18 protein-coding genes are annotated in these 21,018 nt (G+C 69.3%); 1 reads left to right on the forward strand and 17 read right to left on the reverse strand.

The genetic code is table 11. The annotated features are described in order from the left end of the window. Positions 1–48 precede the first annotated feature (48 nt). Positions 49–291, reverse strand: a complete 243-nt coding sequence (locus KNN16_RS08855) for a hypothetical protein (RefSeq protein ID WP_303896445.1) — start codon at positions 289–291, stop codon at positions 49–51. Positions 292–658: 367 nt separating this feature from the next. On the opposite strand from KNN16_RS08855, the gene KNN16_RS08860 reads away from it, so the two are divergent. Next, positions 659–4,846, forward strand: coding sequence for a tetratricopeptide repeat protein (locus KNN16_RS08860; RefSeq protein ID WP_303896447.1), 4,188 nt, complete (start codon positions 659–661; stop codon positions 4,844–4,846). Positions 4,847–6,146: 1,300 nt separating this feature from the next. Here KNN16_RS08860 and KNN16_RS08865 read toward each other — a convergent pair. The 16 genes from KNN16_RS08865 to pdxT form a co-directional block, all read right to left on the reverse strand. Beyond that, a complete protein-coding gene (locus tag KNN16_RS08865; RefSeq protein ID WP_369685893.1) occupies positions 6,147–7,208 on the reverse strand; it encodes a glucose-1-phosphate thymidylyltransferase in 1,062 nt (353 codons plus the stop codon). Between the two features lie 44 nt (positions 7,209–7,252). Continuing rightward, positions 7,253–7,855, reverse strand: coding sequence for a CpsD/CapB family tyrosine-protein kinase (locus KNN16_RS08870; protein WP_303896450.1), 603 nt, complete (start codon positions 7,853–7,855; stop codon positions 7,253–7,255). A gap of 13 nt (positions 7,856–7,868) precedes the next feature. Then, positions 7,869–9,170 carry a YveK family protein gene (locus tag KNN16_RS08875; protein ID WP_303896451.1) on the reverse strand — a complete coding sequence of 434 codons (1,302 nt, stop codon included), beginning with the start codon at positions 9,168–9,170 and terminating at the stop codon, positions 7,869–7,871. A 753-nt stretch (positions 9,171–9,923) separates the two neighbouring features. Further along, on the reverse strand, positions 9,924–10,610 hold the full coding sequence (locus tag KNN16_RS08880; protein WP_299287768.1) for a hypothetical protein: 687 nt from the start codon (positions 10,608–10,610) through the stop codon (positions 9,924–9,926). Next, positions 10,607–11,773, reverse strand: coding sequence for a glycosyltransferase (locus KNN16_RS08885; RefSeq protein WP_303896453.1), 1,167 nt, complete (start codon positions 11,771–11,773; stop codon positions 10,607–10,609). Before KNN16_RS08885 ends, KNN16_RS08880 begins: the two co-directional genes overlap by 4 nt. 7 nt (positions 11,774–11,780) lie before the next feature. Continuing rightward, complete coding sequence (locus tag KNN16_RS08890) at positions 11,781–12,473, reverse strand: ribonuclease HII (RefSeq protein WP_303896455.1); 693 nt, start codon at positions 12,471–12,473, stop codon at positions 11,781–11,783. Continuing rightward, on the reverse strand, positions 12,427–13,188 hold the full coding sequence (locus KNN16_RS08895; RefSeq protein ID WP_299287756.1) for a dolichyl-phosphate beta-glucosyltransferase: 762 nt from the start codon (positions 13,186–13,188) through the stop codon (positions 12,427–12,429). The genes KNN16_RS08890 and KNN16_RS08895 overlap by 47 nt, the downstream gene beginning before the upstream one ends. 116 nt (positions 13,189–13,304) lie before the next feature. Further along, the gene (gene mnmA / locus KNN16_RS08900; protein ID WP_299287753.1) at positions 13,305–14,432 is read right to left on the reverse strand and encodes a tRNA 2-thiouridine(34) synthase MnmA; all 1,128 of its coding nucleotides are present in this window, start codon (positions 14,430–14,432) and stop codon (positions 13,305–13,307) included. Beyond that, on the reverse strand, positions 14,429–15,046 hold the full coding sequence (locus KNN16_RS08905; RefSeq protein ID WP_303896456.1) for a Uma2 family endonuclease: 618 nt from the start codon (positions 15,044–15,046) through the stop codon (positions 14,429–14,431). The genes mnmA and KNN16_RS08905 overlap by 4 nt, the downstream gene beginning before the upstream one ends. 29 nt (positions 15,047–15,075) lie before the next feature. Next, entirely contained in the window at positions 15,076–15,321 is a 246-nt protein-coding gene (locus KNN16_RS08910) for a DUF2283 domain-containing protein (protein WP_303896457.1), read from the reverse strand. A gap of 9 nt (positions 15,322–15,330) precedes the next feature. Beyond that, positions 15,331–16,503, reverse strand: coding sequence for a cysteine desulfurase family protein (locus KNN16_RS08915; RefSeq protein WP_299288613.1), 1,173 nt, complete (start codon positions 16,501–16,503; stop codon positions 15,331–15,333). 249 nt (positions 16,504–16,752) lie between these two features. Then, a complete protein-coding gene (locus KNN16_RS08920) occupies positions 16,753–17,601 on the reverse strand; it encodes an ATP-dependent Clp protease proteolytic subunit (protein ID WP_299288611.1) in 849 nt (282 codons plus the stop codon). Between the two features lie 68 nt (positions 17,602–17,669). Then, positions 17,670–18,773, reverse strand: a complete 1,104-nt coding sequence (locus tag KNN16_RS08925; RefSeq protein WP_303896459.1) for a response regulator — start codon at positions 18,771–18,773, stop codon at positions 17,670–17,672. Further along, a complete protein-coding gene (locus tag KNN16_RS08930) occupies positions 18,770–19,228 on the reverse strand; it encodes a hypothetical protein (RefSeq protein ID WP_303896460.1) in 459 nt (152 codons plus the stop codon). The genes KNN16_RS08925 and KNN16_RS08930 overlap by 4 nt, the downstream gene beginning before the upstream one ends. Positions 19,229–19,594: 366 nt before the next feature. Next, the gene (locus KNN16_RS08935; RefSeq protein WP_303896461.1) at positions 19,595–20,419 is read right to left on the reverse strand and encodes a hypothetical protein; all 825 of its coding nucleotides are present in this window, start codon (positions 20,417–20,419) and stop codon (positions 19,595–19,597) included. Continuing rightward, on the reverse strand, positions 20,416–21,009 hold the full coding sequence (pdxT, locus tag KNN16_RS08940; RefSeq protein WP_299286064.1) for a pyridoxal 5'-phosphate synthase glutaminase subunit PdxT: 594 nt from the start codon (positions 21,007–21,009) through the stop codon (positions 20,416–20,418). The genes KNN16_RS08935 and pdxT overlap by 4 nt, the downstream gene beginning before the upstream one ends. Between the last annotated feature and the right edge of the window lie 9 nt (positions 21,010–21,018).

Consider the following 21,018-nt stretch of genomic DNA (forward strand, 5'->3'; position numbering starts at 1 on the left):
GGGCCATCCGAGCCTGACGCGCTCCGGGCCGGCGGATCCGTGGGGTCCCTACGAGAGGCGTCGAAGCTGCTCTCGCCCTCGGGCGGTGAGAGCGACCAGCGGCCCACCCCGGACGTTCCGGAGCTCGATCAGCCCTTCCGCTTCCAGTTCCTCCAGGACCGGGCGGATCTCATCGACAAACGATAGGGTGAGGGCGGCCAGCTCGATGGGCAGGGCCGCTCCCCGGCGCTGCAGAGCCTGCAGGATCTCCCGACGCAAACGGTTGCGCAGGGCAGAGGTCTGGGCGGACATGGCATCCACGCATCCTCGGCTTGGGCAACGCCCGCGGTTGCCCCATGCCTCATTGTAACGAAGGGCGAGGGGCCCGGCAATCCCGATGGCGAGAAAGCAAGACGGGTCTCGGGATCGTGAGAAGCCTCGATACGGGCATGACCCTGCCGGCCCGGCCCGAGCCGGCGGGGAGGCGATCGGATCGGCGGGAGGCGGAGGAACGAAGCGGGGTGTGTCCCAATTTTGTCGGGCCTGGCCGCTTTGTAGGACAACTGCGAGCAGTTGTCCTACAATTCTGGGACACACCCACGAAGCGGTGAGGTTTGACCGGGGGAAGGGAAGCCCCTACAATCGAATCCAAAGGAAAGCCCCGGACGGGGAGGCTCGCATGCCCCGCGACCATCTCCGCCTGACGGCGGATGTCCTGCTTGACGTCTGGAAGGAGCTGGGCCCTCTGGTCGGGATCGCGCCCCTCCCCGGCGCCCCCCTCATCCGCCACGCCCTCGACGCCCTGGAGAGCCTCCGCAAGTCCCAGGACGCCCGCCGGCGCCTGGAGGATCTCCTGGGGCAGGCGGAGCAGGAGTTCCTCCGGGAAGCCCCCGGGCAGGGCCTGGACCGCGTGGCCGATTGGGTGAGGCAACTCCCCTTCCATGACCTCGACTCCTTCCGCCAGGCCCTCAAGGCCCTCCGCGATCATTGGGATGAGCAGGCCCTCCGCGACCGGCTGGCTCAGGAGCTCGCTCGGATCCCGAACCTCGGCCCGGGCGAGCAGGCCCGCGCCCTGGCCCTTTATCTGGACTGCCTGCGCCGCCGCCTGCTGGCCGACCCTGAGTTCCGCCCGATCGTCCTGGCCCTGAGCGCCCTGCGCGTCGAAAAGGACCTCGAGCGCCTCCTGGAGGAAGTGGACGCCCTCTACAGAGCCCTCAACCGCCTCATCGGCCTGCCCGAAGACCTGGTCGCCTGGCCGGTCGAAACCCTCGATGCCGCCGCCGTCCGCGAGCTCCGCGCCGACCTCCTGCTCCCCCGCTACCGCCTGGTCCCCTACACCGGCAAGGCCTTCCGGCAGACCCTGGAGGACCTCCTGGCCTGGGCCCGGGGGCTGGAAGCGGCCCGGCCGCCGGTGGGATTGCGCATCTACATCGGCCCCGGCGGCGCCGGCAAAACCCGCCTGCTCATCGAGGCCGGCGAGGCCCTCCGCCGGGAAGGCTGGTGGACGGGCTTCCTGCGAGCCGGACGCCTGACCCCCGCGAACGCCCGCCTCCTGACCGCCGACGCCCGCCCCACCCTGCTCATCGCCGACTACATCGCCAACCGTCCCGATGAGGCGCGAACCCTGCTGCGCGAGGCCGCCCGCGCCTGCCGGGAGCGAACCGCCCCCCTGGCCCTCGTCCTCCTGGAGCGCGCCTTCCCCGAATGGCTGCAAAAGGACCTTCAGGACTACACCGACCCCGAATACGTGGGCTGGCCGGCCTTCCTCGGCCTCCCCACGGTGGAGAAGAGGCCCCGGGCGCTGCCTGCCCTGGACCCGGAGGACCGTCGGGCGCTCTTCCGGGAGGCCCGGGCGCGGCTCGCGGCCCTCCTGCCCGCCGACGGCCGCTCCCTCCCCGATTACGACGAGCTGCCGGAGTCCCCCCTCCACGTCCTCCTGCTGGCCCTGCTGACGGCGGCGGGGGAGCGGGTGGACCGCCCCGCCGACCCGGAGCGGGTGCTGGAGTGCGCCTGGAGCCGGGAGCGGGCGGCCTGGGAGCGGCATCTCGATGAGCTGCTGCGGGGCCAGCCGGAGCCGCGGCGGCGCCGCGCCCTGGAGATCGTGGAGGATCTGAGCGTCCTGGCTACGCTGGGCCGTCCCTTCCCGAGCAAGAAAGCGGTGGCGGACTTTCTTGAAGCCCACTCAGACTCCTTCGAGCCCATCCACGGCGTCGCCTGGAGGGAGCTGGCAAACCTCCTGCCTAAGCTTTTCCCTCGCGCAGAGAAAGGCGTCATCCCTCCCATCGTCCCCGACCCCCTGGCCGACTTCGTCCTGATGCGGCGGCTGACGGAGCGCCCGGAGCTGGTCCCGATGGCCCTGCCCGCGCCCGAGGAGGCCGGGGCGGGGCCGGAGGAGGCCGTTGGCGCGGCCCGGCAGGCCCTGGAGGCGCTGGCCCGCCTGTGGGGGCGGGCGAAGGAGGAGGGAGAGCGGAGGCGGGTGGAGGACTGGATGCGGGCCGCCGCCGGGCGCCTGGCCGAGTGGCCTCCTGCGGCATGGCGGGCGCTGGCTGCGGCGTTGCCGGCCCCCGACCGCACCCTGGCCCTGCGGCCCTTCCTGGCCGATTTCTGCCGGGCCCGGCTGGAGCGGACGCCGCGGGAAGAGCCGGAAGAGCGGGCGCGGCTTGCGCACATGCTGGGCGTCGCCCTTTTCGCCTTGGGCCGGCGGGCGGAGGCCCTGCAAGCCACGCAGGAGGCGGTGGAGATCCGCCGCCGGCTGGCCGCCCAGCGCCCCGACGCCTTCCTCCCCGACCTGGCCATGAGCCTCACCAACCTGGGCGCGGATCTTTCCGCATTGGGCCGGCGGGCGGAGGCCCTGCAAGCCACGCAGGAGGCGGTGGCGCTCTACCGCCGCCTGGCCGCCCAACACCCCGACGCCTTCCTCCCCCACCTGGCGGTGAGCCTCAACAACCTGAGCGTCTGGCTTTCCGAAATGGGCCGGCAGGCGGAGGCCCTGCAAGCCGCGCAGGAGGCGGCGGCGCTCTACCGCCGGCTGGCCGCCCAACACCCCGACGCCTTCCTCCCCTACCTAGCCGGCAGTTTCCATACCCTGGGCAAGGTGCTTTCCAAAATGGGCCGGCGGGCGGAGGCCCTGGAAGCCACGCAGGAGGCGGTGGCGCTCTACCGCCGCCTGGCCGCCCAACACCCCGACGCCTTCCTCCCCGACCTGGCGATAAGCCTCACCAACCTGGGCAATGCGCTTTCCGAAATGGGCCGGCGAGCAGAGGCCCTGGAAGCCACGCAGGAGGCGGTGGCGCTCTACCGCCGCCTGGCCGCCCAGCACCCCGACGCCTTCCTCCCCGACCTGGCCTTGAGCCTTATCAACCTGGGCGCGGATCTTTCCGCATTGGGCCAGCGGGAGGAGGCCCTGGAAGCCACGCAGGAGGCGGTGACGCTCTACCGCCGCCTGGCCGCCCAGCACCCCGACGCCTTCCTCCCCGACCTAGCCTTGAGCCTCAACAACCTGGGGCTCCAGCTTTCCGAAATGGGCCAGCGGGAGGAGGCCCTGGAAGCCACGCAGGAGGCGGTGGACCTCTACCGCCGGCTGGCCGCCCAACACCCCGACGCCTTCCTCCCCCACCTGGCCATGAGCCTCACCAACCTGGGCAAGGTGCTTTCCGAAATGGGCCGGCGGGAGGAGGCCCTGGAAGCCACGCAGGAGGCGGTGGACCTCTACCGCCGCCTGGCCGCCCAACACCCCGACGCCTTCCTCCCCGACCTGGCCATGAGCCTTATCAACCTGGGCGCGGATCTTTCCGCCTTGGGCCGGCGGGCAGAGGCCCTGAAAGCCACGCAGGAGGCGGTGGACCTCTACCGCCGGCTGGCCGCCCAACACCCCGACGCCTTCCTCCCCCACCTGGCCATGAGCCTCAACAACCTGGGCGCCATGCTTTCCGAATCGGGCCGGCGGGCGGAGGCCCTGCAAGCCACACAGGAGGCAGTGGAGATCCGCCGCCGCCTGGCCACCCAGCACCCCGACGCCTTCCTCCCCGACCTGGCGGTGAGCCTCAATAACCTGGGCAACCGGCTTTCCGAAATGGGCCGGCGGGCGGAGGCCCTGCAAGCCACGCAGGAGGCGGTGGACCTCTACCGCCGCCTGGCCGCCCAGCACCCCGACGCCTTCCTCCCCGACCTGGCGAGGAGTCTCCAGAACCTGGGCGTGGATCTTTCCGCCCTGGGCCGGCGGGCGGAGGCCCTGGAAGCCACGCAGGAGGCGGTGGACCTCTACCGCCGCCTGGCCGCCCAGCACCCCGATGCCTTCCTCCCCGACCTGGCGATGAGCCTCCACAACCTGGGCGACCGGCTTTCCGAAATCGGAGAGCCGGAGAAAGCCCTGGCGGCCTATGAGGAAGCCGTGCGCATCCTGTTGCCGTTCTTCCGGGTCCTGCCCCCGGCGTTCGCGGATCGCATGCGATATATGCTGCGCGACTATCTGGCCGCATGCGGACGGGGGAAACGAGAGCCGGATTGGGAGCTGGTGAAGGAGACGCTCCGGGTCGGCCTTTCCCTCGCGCTCTCCCCCACGGCCACGCGGCTGGCGCCGCTGCTGTGGGCGGTGGTGGCCATGGCGCGGGGCCTGGCGGAGCCGGAAACGAGCCAGCGGGTGGAGGAAGATCTGGCGGAGATGCGCCAGCAGGAGGACTGGCAAGGGCTGGCGGAGGCGCTGGAGCGGCTGCTAACGGGGGAGCGGGATCCGCAGGCGCTGCGCCGGGGTCTGGCCCTGGATGCCATCGATGAGCAGGCCCTGGCGCTGGCGGAAGGGGCGGTGGCGGATGAAGAGATGTGGGCGCTGCTCGGGAGGCTCGCGTCGGAGGCGGGGGGCGCTGAATGAATGGGGCCTCGGGTGCCGAATGAATTCGACCGGGGGGCCTTCGGTCGGCGGTCGGCCTGCGCCGACCGGGAGGGTGTCTTTTGCGTCGGCGAAGGCCGACGCCCGGCGCGCAGCGCCCTGGAAGGCCGATTTCAATCGGCGTGAAGGCCTCCGGCCGGCGGTCGGCATGCGCGCCGAATGAATTCGGCCTCCAGGGGCCTTCGGCCAACGGTCGGCCTGCGCCGACCGGGAGGTGCCTTTTGCGTCGGCGAAGGCCGACGCCCGGCGCGGAGCGCCTTGGAAGGCCGATTTCCAATCGGCGTGAAAGCCTGCGCCGACCGGGAGGTGCCTTTTGCGTCGGCGAAGGCCGACGCCCGGCGCGCAGCGCCTCAGAAGGCCGATTTCCAATCGGCGTGAAAGCCTGCGCCGACCGGGAGGGTGTCTTTTGCGTCGGCGAAGGCCGACGCCCGGCGCGCAGCGCCTTGGAAGGCCGATTTCCAATCGGCGTGAAAGCCTGCGCCGACCGGGGAGGTGTCTTTTGCGTCGGCGGAGGCCGACGCCCGGCGCGCAGCGCCTTGGAAGGCCGATTTCAATCGGCGTGAAGGCCTTCGGCCGGCGGTCGGCATGCGCCGACCGGGGAGGTGTCTTTTGCGTCGGCGGAGGCCGACGCCCGGCGCGCAGCGCCTTGGAAGGCCGATTTCAATCGGCGTGAAGGCCTGCGCCGACCGGGAGGGTGTCTTTTGCGTCGGCGAAGGCCGACGCCCGGCGCGGAGCGCCTCAGAAGGCCGATTTCCAATCGGCGTGAAAGCCTGCGCCGACCGGGAGGTGCCTTTTGCGTCGGCGAAGGCCGACGCCCGGCGCGCAGCGCCTTGGAAGGCCGATTTCCAATCGGCGTGAAAGCCTGCGCCGACCGGGAAGGTGTCTCTTGCGTCGGCGGAGGCCGACGCCCGGCGCGCAGCGCCTTGGAAGGCCGATTTCCAATCGGCGTGAAAGCCTGCGCCGACCGGGAAGGTGTCTCTTGCGTCGGCGGAGGCCGACGCCCGGCGCGCAGCGCCCTGGAAGGCTGATTTCAATCGGCAGGAGCGGCTTCAGCCGCGACCACGGCGGGATCGAGAAGACAGGGGTTGCGGTGCGGAAAGCCCTTCCCCCAGAAATGATCGCCGTTGCCATCGGGACCCCCTCCCCGGAGCGAAGGCGCAGGGCGCAAGAAGGCGCCGCGAGGGGCCGAAAGGGATCCCGACCGGCTGCCCCCGGCAAGCCCCCGATGGGGCCGAGCCGCCTCATCCGCGTGTTCGCGCCCGATCCGGGAACGGGATGCCCCTCAAAGGATCCCCACCTGGCTGTAGTCCCCCAGGGTGAACTTATAGGCCCGGGGCTTCATGGGGGAGTGGGTGATCACCACCCGCCGGCCGATCAGGCTGTCGGCGATGCGGGGGATGTCCTCGATGCGGCAGTGCTCCAGGATGATGCTGTGCTCGATCTCGCTGTTGATGATCTCGCAGTGATGATAGATGCTGGTGAAGGGACCGATGTAGCTGTTGATGATGCGGGTGTGCTCGCCGATGATGGCCGGCCCGCGGATGCGGCTGTTGATGATCTCCGCCCCCCGCTCGATCACCACCTTCCCCTCCAGGGCCGAGTCCCGATCCACATAGCCCTCCACCCGCGGCTCCAGCTCCTCCAGGACCAGGCTGTTGGCCGCCAGCAGGTCGATGGGCTTGCCCGTGTCGATCCACCACCCCGTGTGGATATACGGATAGACCTTGTAGCCCTTCTCCACCAGATACTGGATGGCGTCGGTGATCTCCAGCTCGCCCCGCCAGCTGGGGCGGATGGCCTCGACGGCCTCGAAGATCGGCGGCCGGAAAAGATAGATCCCCACCAGGGCCAGGTTGCTGCGGGGCTCCCGCGGCTTCTCCACCAGCCGGACGATGCGCCCGTCGGCCAGCTCCGCCACGCCATAGTGCTGGGGGTCCGGGACCTCCTTGAGGACAATCTGGGCGTCGTAGTCGCTCTCCAGGAACATCCGCACCAGATGGCGGATCCCGCCCTGGATGACGTTGTCGCCCAAAAACATCACGAAGGGGGTCTGGCCCAGGTAATCCCGGGAGATCTTCACCGCATGGGCCAGGCCCAGGGGAGCCTCCTGGCGGATGTAGGTGACCCGCACGCCCCAGCGGCTCCCATCCCCCACCGCCGCCATCACCTCCGGGGCGGTGTCCCCCACCACGATCCCGATGTCGGTGATCCCCGCGTCTCTCACCGTCTCGATCACCCGGAAGAGCACCGGCTTGTTGGCGATGGGGAGCAGCTGCTTGGCGCTGGTGAAGGTCAGGGGGTAAAGGCGGGTCCCCTTCCCCCCGCTCAGGATCAGCGCTTTGATCCCGCTCATCCTTCCCCTCCCGGTTTTGATGTTTTCGAAATCGCTCACCGCTGCAGGACCACGCCCAGGATGGGAATATGAAGCCGCTCCAGGGCCTCCCGGGCGCGGAGCAGGTCGGCCCGATGGGTGCGGCGGGCGCGGACGATCAGGAGGGCCCCGTCACAATGCTCCGCCAGGGCCAGGGTTCGGCTGGAGCGCTGGGGCGCGGGGGCGCAGATCAGGATGCGCTCGGCCCGCCGCCGGAGGGCCTGCAGGAGCTCCCCGGCCCGACGGGCCGGCAGGGCGGCCGGAGGCGGCTCCGCGGCGCCGGCCGGCAGCAGCCACAACCCCAGGACCCCCGTGGACATCAGGCTGGCGTCGATGGATCCGCCCCCCTCGCCGATCAGGGCGGCCAGCCCGGAGACGGGGGAGAGGCCGAACCGTCGGTGCAGCCCCGGGCGCTCCAGGTCCGCGTCCACCAGAAGGGTCTGACGGCCGGCCTCGGCGAAGGCGATGGCCAGATGGGCCGCCACGGCGTCGGCAGCCTCCCCCGGGGAGGCGGGGGCCAGAAGCAGCGCCTGCAGCGGATGCTCCAGCCGCAGGGCCTCCAGGTTCATCCGCAGGATGCGATACGCCTCGGCGACGGGTTGCGGGAGCGGCCGTTCCATGCGGGAGCCTCCCCTATGGCCGGGAGGTCGGGCCGGGGATCGGTCCGGGGAGGCGGGCGGCCGCCGGGGCCGCCATCCACCGGCGCAGGTTTTCCAGGCCCTCCTGGAAGAACATCACCCCCAGCCCGAGGGCGAACCCCAGCAGCCCGCCGATGGCGACGTTCACCCGCGTCTGGGGCCGAAACCGGGTGTAAATCGGCTCGTCCACCAGGAGGGCGTCGATCCGATCCTCCTGGCGGAGCTTCTTGTTCTCGCTCCGCCGCCACTCGACGAACTGCTCCGCCCACCGCTTGGCGATCCGCTTCGCCAGCTCGCCGTCAGGGGCCCGGACCTCCAGGCGGATCACCATGCTGCGCTCGTCCAGGGAGAGGGACATGTTCCGCCGCAGCGCTTCGGGGGCCATCGTCAGCCCCAGCTCCTGGATCACCCGGCGCGCCGAGGGCTGATCGGGATGATCGCCCCCGTAGACGCTGGAGAGGATCGCCAGGTAGCTGTTGAGCAGGGTTTTGGCCGCCTGGCTCTGGCCGAAGTCCGGCCGGGCCGGCTGCACGGCGATGGTCGCCACCGCCCGATACATCGGCGTCTGCAGCCGGCTGAAGACGAAAGCGGCTCCGGCGGCCAGCACGGGGAAGGCCACCAGGGCCCAGCCCCGCCGGCGCAGCAACCGGAGGTAGTGCTGGAGGAGCAACCACTGTTCGGAGGCCCGGGCGGCCCCCAGCTCCAGCCATCCGGCCAGCAAGGCCAGGGCCCCGCCCAGCACCAGCCCCAGCACGGCTCCGGCCGCCACGTTGAACGTCGTCTGGGGGCGGAACCGGCCGGCGACCGGCTGATCCACCAGCAGGGCGTCGATCTGATCCTCCTGGCGCAATCGCTGGTTCTCCGTGCGTCGCCATTCGACGAACAGCTCCGCCCACGTGCGGGCGATCTGTTGGGCCACCTCCGGGGCGTAAGAGCGGACCTCCAGCTCGATGAGCAGGCTGCGCTCGTCGGCGGAGAAGATGGCGCTCCGCTTCAGCTGCTCGGGCGTCATGTCCAGCTGCAGGGTCTGGATCACGCGGCTGGCGGAGGGCTGGTGGAGATCCCCTCCGCCGTAGGTGCTGGACATGATCTGCACGTAGCTGCTGAGCAGGGTTTTGGCCGCCTGGCTCTGGCCGAAGTCCGGCCGGGCCGGCTGCACGGCGATCGTCGCCACCGCCCGGTAAACCGGCGTCTGCAGCCGGCTGAAGACGAAGGCGCTCAGGGCAGTGGCTCCGGCCAGGACCGGGATCAGCCAGCCCCATCGGCGCAGGATGTAGATCAGATCCCACAGATTCATCGATCCGCCAACCTCACCGAAGGGATGCGCTTCCGATCGTTTGCGCCGGCCCGACATCGGCCGGGATGAAAACCTCATCGCAGGAGGGGCTTCAGCCCCGAACCGGCGCCTCAATGGCAACGGCGATCATTCCTGAGGGAAAGGCCTTCCGCCCGCAACCCCTGCCTTCTTCGATCCCACAAGGGGTCGCATTGAAAGCCGTTCCTGGAGCCCAAACCCCTTCTCCTCGATCCCGCCGTGGTCGCGGCGAAAGCCGCTCCTACCGATTGAAATCGGCCTTCCAAGGCGCCGCGCGCCGGGCGTCGGCCTTCGCCGACGCAAAAGGCACCTTCCCGGTCGGCGCAGGCCGACCGTCGGCCGAAGGCCCCTGGAGGCCGAATTCATTCGGCGCACATGCCGACCGCCGGCCGAAGGCTGTTGCGCCGATTGGAAATCGGCCTTCCCAGGCGCTCTCGCGCCGGGCGTCGGCCTCCGCCGACGCAAAGAGCGCTTTCCCGGTCGGCGCAGGCCGACCGTTGGCCGAAGGCCCCTGGAGGCCGAATTCATTCGGCGCACAGGCCAACCCCCGACCGTAGGCTTTCGCGCCGATTGAAATCGGCCTCTCAAGGCGCTGACGCGCCGGGCGTCGGCCTCCGCCGACGCAAAAGACACCCTCCCGGTCGGCGCAGGCCGACCGCCGGCCGAAGGCCCCTGGAGGCCGAATTCATTCGGCGCGCATGCCGACCGCCGGCCGAAGGCCTCCCCCGGTCGAGTTCATTCGGCGCCCCGCTCCCCTCCTTTCGGGATCTCCCCCAGGACCCGCAGGCCCAGCCGCTCCACGTCCCGGCGATCCCAGATCCGCGGATCGGTGAAATCGGCCAGGAAAGCCAGGGTCAGCCCCAGCAGGAGCCCCAGGGCGATCCGGAAGAGCCCCTCCAGGCGGGCGCGCAGGGAGGGAGCCGTCGGCGAGGCCACCGGGACGTCCAGCGGCGTGAGGATCCCTGTCCCCACCGCCTGGGGCCACACCCGGCCCACCTCCTCGCGGGCCACCCGGGCCGCCGCCTGCGCGATGGCCTCGGCCGTCTTGGGATCCGGGGCCGTGACATACAGGACCACCAGGGAGCGCTGGTAATCCGTGGCGATCGCTCCCTGAACGGCGGGCGCGGGGAGCGCGGGGCCTTGCCCGGAAAGGACCGCCGCCACCCGTTCCGCGAAATCCCGGCTGCGCATCCAGGCCGAGGCGGCGGCGGCCAGGTATTCGCTGGACAGCCACCGATAGTAGCCGTCGTAATCATAGTCGGCCGGCTGTCCCGGCCGAACTCCCACGGCGAAGCGGATGGATGCCTGATACGCCGGCGGGGCGGGGCGGGCGAAGGCCGCCGCCAGCACCCCCATGGCCGTGGGGATCAGGGCCAGCCATCCCCAGCGCTTCAGGACACGGGCCAGATCTTCCAGCGTCATCCCACAGGGCTCCGGAGCGCAACGGCGAGATCCTGAAACCGGGCCAGCAGGGCGGCCTCCACCTCCTGGCCCCGGCGCGCGGCTTCCCACGTCGCTTCCACAATTTCCTCTATTTTTTCCTGGAACCTCCGCCTGTCAAACCGCTCGGCATAGCGGCGGATGTCCCAGGGATCGAAGCGGAGCTCCTCCAGACGCCGGACCGCCTCCGCCAGGCTCTCGGGGGTGGGTTCCCGGAAGAACACCCCGGTCACCCCCTCCACCACCGTGTCCAGGGCGCCGCCGGCGGCGAAGGCGATCACCGGCCGTCCCGCCGCCATGGCCTCCACCGGGGCGATCCCGAAGTCCTCCACCCCCGGGAAGATGAACGCGCGGCACCGGGCGTAGAGCTCCGCCAGCTCCACATCGGAGACGCGCCCCCGGAAGGTGACGGTCGGGCCCGCCATCGCCTCCAGCCGGGGCCGATCCCGACCGTCCCCAACGATCACCAGGGGCCGCCCCAGCCGGTTGAAGGCCTGGATGGCCAGGTCGATCCGCTTGTAAGGGACCAGCCGGGAGACGATCAGGTAGTAGTCTTCGACCCGGGAGGCGGGCTGGAAGCGGGACACCTCCACCGGAGGATGCAGGAGGAGGGACGGACGCCGGTAGAACTTGCGGATGCGCCGGGCCACCTCCGTGGAGATGGCGATGAAGAGGTCCACCCGGTCGGCGGCCAGGCGATCCCAGAGCCGGAGGGCGGCGATCAGCGGCCGCAACCCGCCCCGGAGGAAGCGGGGCAGCCGCTCCCGGGCCACGTATTCCTCGTAGCCCCAGACGTAACGGGTGGGGGTCAGACAATAGCACACATGAACGGTGGAGGGGCCGGTGACCACCCCGTGGCAGAACCCGCTCTTGTTCGACAGCACCACATCGTAATCCGAGAGGTTCAGGGCGTCGAAGGCCAGGGGGTAAAGGGGAAGGTAAAGCTGATGATAGCGGTGGATAAATGGGAGGGCGTCCAGCCAGGTGGTGCGGATCTCCCACTCCCGGTAGCGGGCCGGCATGCGGCGGCGGTCGTAGATGCTGGTGTAGATGGGGGCCCCGGGGAAGATCCCCTTCAGGGCCTCCAGCACCACCTCCGCCCCGCCCATCTGATTCAGCCAGTCATGGACCAGCGCGACGCGCATCCTCGGATCACCCGCCTCGAATGTCCCCACAGAAGGACGATTCCTCCCCCTCGCGGAAGAGGAGGCCCTGGACCGGGGCGAAGGTTCGACGGTGGATGGGGCTGGGGCCGTGGAGGTGGAGGGCGCGCCGGTGGGCCGGGGTGCCGTAGCCCTTGTGCCGGGCGAAGCCGTAGGCCGGGTAGAGCCGATCCACCTCCACCATCCATCGATCCCGCGTCACCTTGGCCACAATGGAGGCGGCCGCCACCGAGAGGCAGCGCGCGTCCGCCCGCACCAGAACCCGTTGCGGGAGCGAGACCGGCAGGGTCAGGGCGTCCACGATCAGAGCCTCCGCGGGGATCGGAAGAGCCCGCAGCGCCCGCTCCATCGCCAGGCGGGTGGCCGGGACGATGCCCAGGGCGTCGATCTCCTCCGGCCCGGCCATCCCCACCCCCACCGCGAGGGCCACCCGCAGGATCTCCGGCAAGAGCGCCTCTCGCTCCGCCGGGGTCAGCATCTTGGAGTCCCGCACCGCGGCCAGCGTCGCGCGCAACCGCGCCGGCTCCGGCGGGAGGATCACCGCGGCGGCCACCACCGGCCCCGCCCACGCGCCCCGGCCCGCCTCATCCAAGCCGGCGACCCTTCGATAGCCCTGCCGCCAGAAGGCCCTCTCCTCAACCAGGGTCGGACGCGGAAGGGAGGCGGATTTCCGGCCGGGCATAGCGACCTTTCCAGGCATTCCAGCGGATCCGAAACAGATCGCGGAACATGTTCAGGCTGTCCCGGAACAGCCGGACCCGGCTCTCCGGGTTGAAATACCAGGTCACGGGGACCTCCACGATGCGATAGCCGCGCTGCCGCGCGATGAAGAGCACCTCCACGTCGAAGCTCATGCCGTCCAGCTGCTGGACCCGGAAGAGATCCTCCGCCACCTCGGCCCGGAACATCTTGAAGCCGCACTGGGTGTCCTGAAAGTCCGGGAGGGCCAGGAAGCGGACGATGGCATTGAAAACCCGTCCGATCACATGGCGATAGAGGGGCTCCCCGATGCGGCGGGCGCCGGGGGCCTCCCGGCTCCCGATGGCGATGTCGAAGCCGTCCAGCTGCGGGGGGAGGAACTTCACCACCTCCTCGATGGGCGTGGAGAGGTCGGCATCGCAGATATAGCGATAACGGCCCCGGGCGGCCAGCATCCCCCGGCGGACGGCCAGGCCCTTCCCCCGGCGGGGCTCCCGGATCAGGCGGACGTAAGGGTGATCCCGGGCGAAGGCCTCGGCGATCTCCGCCGTGCGATCCGTGCTGCCGTTCTCCACGACGATCACCTCGGCGGAGCGGTCCCACATCCGCAGGAAACGATCGATCTGCTCCAGGGCCGCCGGGAGCCGGCGCTCCTCGTTGTGGGCGGGGATGATGATCGAAAGAAAGGGCTCGCTCATCCGACCTCTCCCTTCAGGCGCTCCATGAATGATCCGTGCGCCACCTCGGGCTGGATCTCGCCGGGAGCCCAGGATACCACAGGGGGGATCGGAGGCGCAATGAAGAGGATGGGACCTCAGGAGAGGGCGGCGCGCGCCGGGATGGCCTCCATGGCCTCCGGGGACGGCTCCCGCTCCGCGCGGACGATGATCCCCAGACCCAGCACCACCTCCCCCTCATACATCACCGCCGCCTGCCCGGGCGTGAGGTCCCGCATGGGCTCGTCGAAGATCACCTGCGCCCGGCGGTCGGGCATGGGCAGGATCCAGGCGGGCACCTCCCGGGCTCGATACCGGATCTTCACGGTGGCCCGGAAGGGCTCCGAAGGGATCTCTCCGCTGACGAAATGGAGGCCCTCCAGCAAGGCGACGCGGCGGCCCAGCTCCTCCGCCGTCCCCACGATCACCGCGTTGCGCTCCGGATCCAGATCCACTACGTAAAGGGGAACCCCGGCGGCGATCCCAAGGCCGCGCCGCTGGCCGATGGTGTAAAAGGCCAGCCCCTGGTGCTCCCCCAGAACCCGACCCCGCGTGTCCAGGATCGGGCCCGGCCGGAGGGCCTCTGGGGCGTGGCGGCGCAGGAAGGCCCGATAATCCCCGTCTGGGAGGAAGCACAGGTCCTGGCTTTCGGGCTTCTCGGCCACCGGGAGCCCGAAGCGGCGGGCCAGCTCCCGGACCTGCTCCTTGGTGTATTCGCCCACGGGGAACAGGGCGTGGCGCAGCTCCGCCTGCCCCAGCACGGCGAGCACATAGGACTGATCTTTGCGGGGATCCACCCCCCGCAAGAGCTGGTAGCGCCCATCGACCTGGCGAACCCGCGCGTAGTGGCCGGTGGCCAGGAACTCCGCTCCCAGGGCCCGGGCCCGCCGCAACAGCCAATCGAAGCGGACGAAGCGGTTGCACCGGAGGCATGGGTTCGGCGTGCGGCCGGCCAGGTATTCGGCGATGAAGAAATCGACCACCGTCTTCTTGAAGAAATCGGCCACATTGAGCACGTAGAAGGGGATGCCGAGATGGTCGGCCACCCGGTAGGCCAGCTCCATGTCCTCCAGGGTGCAGCAACGGTTGGTCGAGGCGCCGGCGCTCTCGCCCTCGCCCCACAGACGCAGCATGATGCCGATCACCTCATAGCCCTGCTCCACCAGCAGGGCGGCGGCGACGCTGCTGTCCACGCCGCCGCTCATCGCCACCACCACACGGGTCATCCTGCTCCTTTCCAGGCGGCCCACACCTCATCCGGCGTGGGTAACTTCCGGCCGCTTCCGGGCTCGACCAGCCGCAACCACTCCCCTTCCGCTCGCAGATCCAGGCCCAGGAGCTCGCTGCGCAGCGTGATGGGCTCGGCCGTCTGCGGCGGGATGGGACGGTAGCCTTCCGCGGACAGGCGAAACCCCCGCAGGGGCGGACTCAGGTATTCCCCAAAGGGATCGAACAGGAAATACTCCTGCACCCCCAGGGCCTCGTAGAGGCCTTTCTTGGACCCCAGATCCTCCCAGCGGGTGGAGGCCGAGGTCAGCTCGATCACCACATCGGGCCCTTTGCCTTCCTCCCACACTTTATAGATCCGACGGGGCCGACGCGGGATCCCGAAGACCACGAAGAGGTCCGGCGCCACCACAGCCCGCGGGTTCCCCTCCACGTAGTAGATCAGCAGGTTGCCGCTGACCACCACATCCGGGCGATGTTCAAAAAAGTGACGAAGGGCAAAGAGGAGGTTGAACAGGTTGTCCCGATGGATCTCCGTCTCCGCCACCGGCCGCCCATCTCCCTCGGGGTAATGAACGTCCTCCAGCGTCTCCTGGATCCGCTCCGCGCCCATCAGTCCTCCTCCGCACATCCTGGGCCGGGTTATTCCCCCCGGAGGAAGCCCCTTCGGCTGGCGTGAAGGATGGTGTAACCGAGCACACGCCCCTCGCGATAACGAACGATGATATCCTCATCCGTCAGCTCGCTCTCAGTAGCCGGAAGAGGATCGCCGAAACTCACATACAACACATCCGCCTCGGCATCGTAGGAGAGCCGGATCGTTTGCTGCGGAGTCTCTCGGATGTAGGGCAATAGTTTGAGATAAACCTCAACGGTATGGGCGAGCATCGGCGACCCTCACGCCGCTATGGCCTGCATCTCCCGCAGGCGGGCGACGGCCCGGGGCAGCACCTCCAGGACGGTCTCGATGTCCTCCTCGGTGTTGGACTTGCCCAGGGTGAGCCGTAAGGAGCCGACCGCCCACTCGTGGGGCAGGCCCATCGCCAGCAGCACCTCCGAAGGCTCGGGCCGGCCGCTGGTGCAGGCGGAGCCGGTGCTGGCGGCGATCCCCTCCACGTCCAGGGCCAGCAGGAGCTCCTCGCCGTTGATCCCCCGGAACACGAAGCTGGCGTGATGGGGCAGGCGCTCGGTGGGATGGCCGGTCAGGCGCGCCTCCGGCACCCGCTCCAGGATCCCCTGGATCAGGCGATCGCGCAGCCGCCGCAGCCGGGCGTTCTCGCTCTCCCGGCTCTCCTGGGCCAGGCGCAGGGCCGTGGCCAGCCCCACGATCCCGGCCACGTTCACCGTGCCGGCCCGGCGACCCCGCTCGTGCCCGCCCCCGGTGATGACCGGCAGATACGGCGTCCCCTGGCGGATGTAGAGCACTCCCACCCCCTTCGGGCCGTAGAACTTGTGGGCCGACAGGGTCATCAGATCGACCCCCAGCCGGTTCACGTCCAGGTCCAGCATCCCCCCCGCCTGGACCGCGTCGGTGTGGAAGGGGATCCCGCGGGCCCGGGCGATGCGGGCGATCTCGGCGATGGGCTGGATGGTGCCCACCTCGTTGTTGGCATACATCACGCTGATCAGGATGGTGTCCTTGCGGATCGCCCGCCCCACCTCATCGGGGTCCACCATGCCGTATTCATCCACCGGCAGGTAGGTGACCTCGAAGCCGAAGACCTCCTCCAGCTGGCGGGCGGTGTTGAGCACGGCATGATGCTCCACGGAGGAGACGATGAGATGATTGCCCCGGCCGGCCCGGCGCTGGGCGAACGCCACCCCCCGCAGGGCCAGGTTGTCGCTCTCGGTCCCCGACCCGGTGAACACAACCTCGGTAGGATGACAACCCAGGATCTCCGCGACCGTCCGGCGGCTCTCCTCCAGGGCCCTGGCCGCCGCCCGGCCGAAGCGATGGATGGACGCCGAGTTGCCGTAGATCTCGGTGAAATAGGGCTGCATCGCCTCCACCACCCGAGGATCCACCGGTGTGGTGGCGGAATGATCGAGATAGATCCACCGCGTTCCCATGGCCGCTCCCTCCTTCCGGGCCTCGATCCCGAAAAGGCCCAGCGGTGATGGGCTCCTGGATGAGAGAAGATCAGGAGGGCCCCCTTCTGGGCGCACGCCGAGAGGGAGCCCTTCCGAACCCAATCCATCCGAGGGACAAATCCGGGCTGCTATGTCATTTTAAATCTGTAGAGAAGGGGCAACAATCTTTCAGATGGAAGGGGAACCTGGCGCCCGGACCTGGCCTCCGCCGGCCTGCCCGGGGAGCGCTCAGCGGCCGGCAGTCGGGCGCGGTCCGGGCCCCTCATGGCGATAAGGCATGGGGATGTATTCCACCGAGGGCCGTCGCGGGGTGGCCTGGGGGAACATCTCCATCAGATGGTAAATCTCCTCCGGCAGACCCACCCGGACGGGCAGGCCCAGGGCCTGAGCTTCCCGCACCGAGATGGGGTAATCGTGGGTCCAGCGGCCGCTGCTCAGGGCCTCGGCGATGGCCGCCGCCCGCTCTTCCTCCATACCGTTGGCGGTGAGCAGCTCGATCACCGTGGAGCGGACCTGGGCCATCGCCTTGCGGGCGATGTCCGCCAGGATCAGCGTGTGATCCTCGATGTTGGCCAGGGGCTTGGTCTCCACGACCTTCAGGATAGAGGCCGCGGGATACTGACCCAGCTGGGGGTCCACCGGCCCCAGGACGGCGTTCTCATCCATCACGATCTCATCGGCGGCCAGGGCGATCAGGGTCCCGCCCGACATGGCATAGTGCGGGATGAAGACGGTGACCTTCGCCGGGTGCCGCACCAGGGCCTGGGCGATCTGCTCGGCGGCCAGGACCAGCCCGCCTGGTGTGTGGAGGATGAGATCGATGGGCATGTCGGGAGGGGTCAGGCGGATCGCCCGGAGCACCTGCTCGGAGTCCTCGATATCGATGTAGCGGGAGATCGGGAGACCGAAGAACCCGATGGTCTCCTGGCGATGGATCATGGTGATGAGCCGGGTCCCTCGTCGGCGCTCAATCTGACGGATGAGCCGCGTGCGGGCCTCTTCCAGCAGGCGCCGCTGCAAGGCCGGGAACATGGTGCTGAAGATCAGGAAGATCCAGAACAGGTCGAAGACGCTCATCCATCGCCCTCCTGGACGGAAATCGCAGCGGTCCCAAAGGCACCACACGGATCATTGGCGGAGCACCTCTACAACGGGCGCACGGCGGAGACGATCTGGCCGACCAGGCGCTGGACCGCGCTGGCCACGGGCCCGCTGGGGTGGCTGAGGATCAGGGGCGTCCCCTGGACCAGAGCGGTGGCCTGGAGGGGATCAAAGGGGATGGCCAAGAGGGGTGGGCGGCCCAGCGCCCGTTCGATGGCCTGAGGGCTCAGGGTGCCCGGACCGGTGGCGTGATTCAGCACCACCTGAACCCGCTCCATCGAGATCCCCGCCCCTTGCAGGGCCCGTAGGGTCATCACGGTGGTTTGCAGCGCCCCCACCTCGGGGCTCATCACCAAGAAGAGCTCATCCGCCAGCCGGCAGAAGGCCAGGCCGATGGGCAGCAGGGTGGCCGGGCCATCGACCACGATGAAGGCGAACCGCTCGCGCAGCAGATCCAGCGTCGGCCCCACCTGAGTCTCATCCAGCATCCCGGTCGGAGGCACCAGAGGAGCCGGGAGCAGGCGGAGCCCGGTGGGATGCGCCATCAGGTAGTTCTCCAGCTCGACGGGCGACCGCCCGCTCTCCCACCAGTCCAGCCAGGAGGTGCGGGGGGCCAGGCGCAGATGCAACCCGGCGTGCCCGGAGTTCAGGCTCGCGTCCCACAGCACCGTGGGGCCGCTCCGAGCCAGGGCCAGCGCGGTGTTGACCGCCAGGGTGGTCGTCCCCGTCCCCCCGCGCAGGCCCAGGAAGAGCACCACATGCCCCGCCCCACCCGCACGCCGGCGCCGGTTCAGGAGCTCCCGGATCCGATCCCGGAGCTCCTTATGGGAAACCGGCTTGGCCAGGTAATCATCGGCTCGGGCAGCCAGAGCTGCCTCCCGGTCCACCGGTTGCGCCCGCGCCGTGAGCACCAGGACCGGCGTGTCGCTGACGATCGGATCGTTACGGATGGCCTGGAGCACCTGGAAGCCGTCAACCTCCGGCATCATCAGATCCAGGATGACCAGATCCGGTTGCAGCTGGCGCGTCTTGGCGATCCCATCCGCCCCATCGGCGGTGGTGAACACCTCGTATCCGTCCTGCTCCAGCATCAGGCGGATCATCTGCAACAGCTCGAGGTCATCATCGATCACCAGGATCCGGGTCATCCCTGGGCCACCTCTCCGCTGAGGGAGAACAGGCCGATGAAATCGCGGTTGATGAAGATCAGCTCGCCGGCGAAGCGGCTCTCCGGCCGTCCGGTCATCACCGCCCGGGCGTTCAGGATCGGGAGGAAGCGCTCGACATTGGTGACCAGCAGGGCGTGGAGATCCGGACGGCCGTGGAACTCCATCGTCCCTTCGATCTCGAAACCCGGTATCGTAGCGAACACGCCATAAACCTTGCGGGTGCCGTAGGTGGGGGAGATGGCCTTCACCGCCAGCTCGACGCCCACGTTCACGATCGCCATCGTGATATGGTTCTTGCTGAGGATAGCTGCTCCAAAGCTTTTGAGGATGCGGGCAGGCTCTTCCAGACGGGAGAGGAACACCGCCTCCAGGGGAAGGAAGGAGGTGCGGACATCGTTCAGGACGTCTGCCAGCACACGGCCTCTCAGCGTCATCTGAGCTGAGATCCGATGGGTGGGCGTAAGGAAATCCACCGCAATGGTTCCGGATCGGATTCCAGGCTGCGTCATGAGGGAAACCCCCGTTCCAGGGCCCGTCCGACCGCCCCCGGCGCTCAGGCCGGAACACCTCCGCGATATGGATACCTCCATTATACCTGGAACAGCCTTTCTCCTATCCGTCCTTCCTCCGGATCCCAGGGCTTTCCGGTTTTTCCGAATGCAGGGCAACTGCTCGCAGTTGCCCTACGTATGTGGCCGAAAGGGATCGCCTGCCTACAAACCTGGAAGGCCTCGCACCCTTTCGGAAGGGCCTAAGCCCAGAAAACTGGAAAGCCCTATCCGGATCCGAGGGGAGGGGGCTCACCTCCTCGAGATACCGCTGCATGGCCAGGGATATGTCTGGCAGGGGAAAGCGGGAAACGCCGATGCCCCGGCTTCCACACCTTCCGGGACCGAGGCAGGCACCGGGATCGCGATCCAGCGGACCATCCGCCAGAGCGAGAAGGCCGGCTGGAAGCCCAGCTCTCGCAACGCCCTCACGATCTCCGGGGTTTCCCGTCGCACCTGCACGTAGACCGGATGCCGCCACCGGGGGCCCAGCTCCCGGATGCAACCGGCCAGGGTGGAGAGGGGATCCTCCCGGGTATGACGCAGCTCCTCCAGCCAGGCCCCTCCGGGCCCCCGATGGAGCGCCCATCGGGAGAAGCCTTCCGGATCCGCAGGGATCTGGAAGGCATGCTCCACAACCTGAGCGGAGCCGGCCCATACCGGATCGCGCCGCAGGGGCTGGAACCCCACCTGACGCAGAAAGGCCAGCCGGAGCTCGTCCCCACCGACCTCTGCGATCAGCCGTCGGGTGCCGCTCCTTGCGGCCCATTCCGCCAGCGCGTGAAACAGCGCTTCCCACCCGGCCACCGCCTCCGGATCCGGGGAGGAGGGAATAGGGGTTCCGAACAACAGGCGCAGCTCCTCCCCCTTTCGCCGATAGCTCAGCTGAAGGAAGCGAGAACCCTCGCCGTCGGTCAGCGTCCGCACCGGGATCAGATCGGGGAAGAACAACGAAGCGGTGGCCGCTTCCACCGGTCGGAAGCGGCCCACCCGTGCCGCCCGCTCGTCGAGATAGAAGCCTTCGTGGAGGACGGCCAGGAACCGCGGCCCATCCCGCAACCGGAAGAACCGGATCATCCGCGGGCTACCTGACGGACCAGCTCCAGGAAATACCGATGGAACCGGGTGTCCTCGGTCAGCTCCGGATGGAAAGCGGTGGCCAGCAGGTGCCCCTGCTGCGCCGCGACGATGGACCCGTCCTCCAGCCGGGCGAGGACCTCCACCCCAGGCCCCACAGCTTCGATGAGGGGCGCCCGGATGAACACCGCATGGAACGGACGGGGGTCGCCCAGGCGGGCCAGGGCCGGGATCTCCAGGTCCACCTCGAAGCTGTCGATCTGCCGGCCGAAGGCGTTCCGCCGCACCCGGATGTCCATCAGCCCCAGGGTGGGCTGAGGCCGTCCCACGTCCTTCGCCAGGAAAATCATGCCGGCGCAGGTGCCCCAGATGGGCTTCCCCGCCTCCGCCATGCGGCGGAGGGGCTCCATCAACCCGTAGCGTTCCGCCAGGGCTCCGATGGTCGTGCTCTCCCCGCCCGGGATGATCAGGCCATCCACCCCTTCCAGATGCTGCGGGAGGCGCACGTCCACCGTCTCCACTCCCAGGCGGCGGAGCACCTGGTGATGCTCCAGATAATCCCCTTGCAGGCCCAACACGCCGATCCTCACGCTTCACCT

Source organism: Thermoflexus hugenholtzii (assembly GCF_018771565.1).
In the GTDB taxonomy this organism is placed as follows: Bacteria; Chloroflexota; Anaerolineae; order Thermoflexales; family Thermoflexaceae; genus Thermoflexus; species Thermoflexus hugenholtzii_A.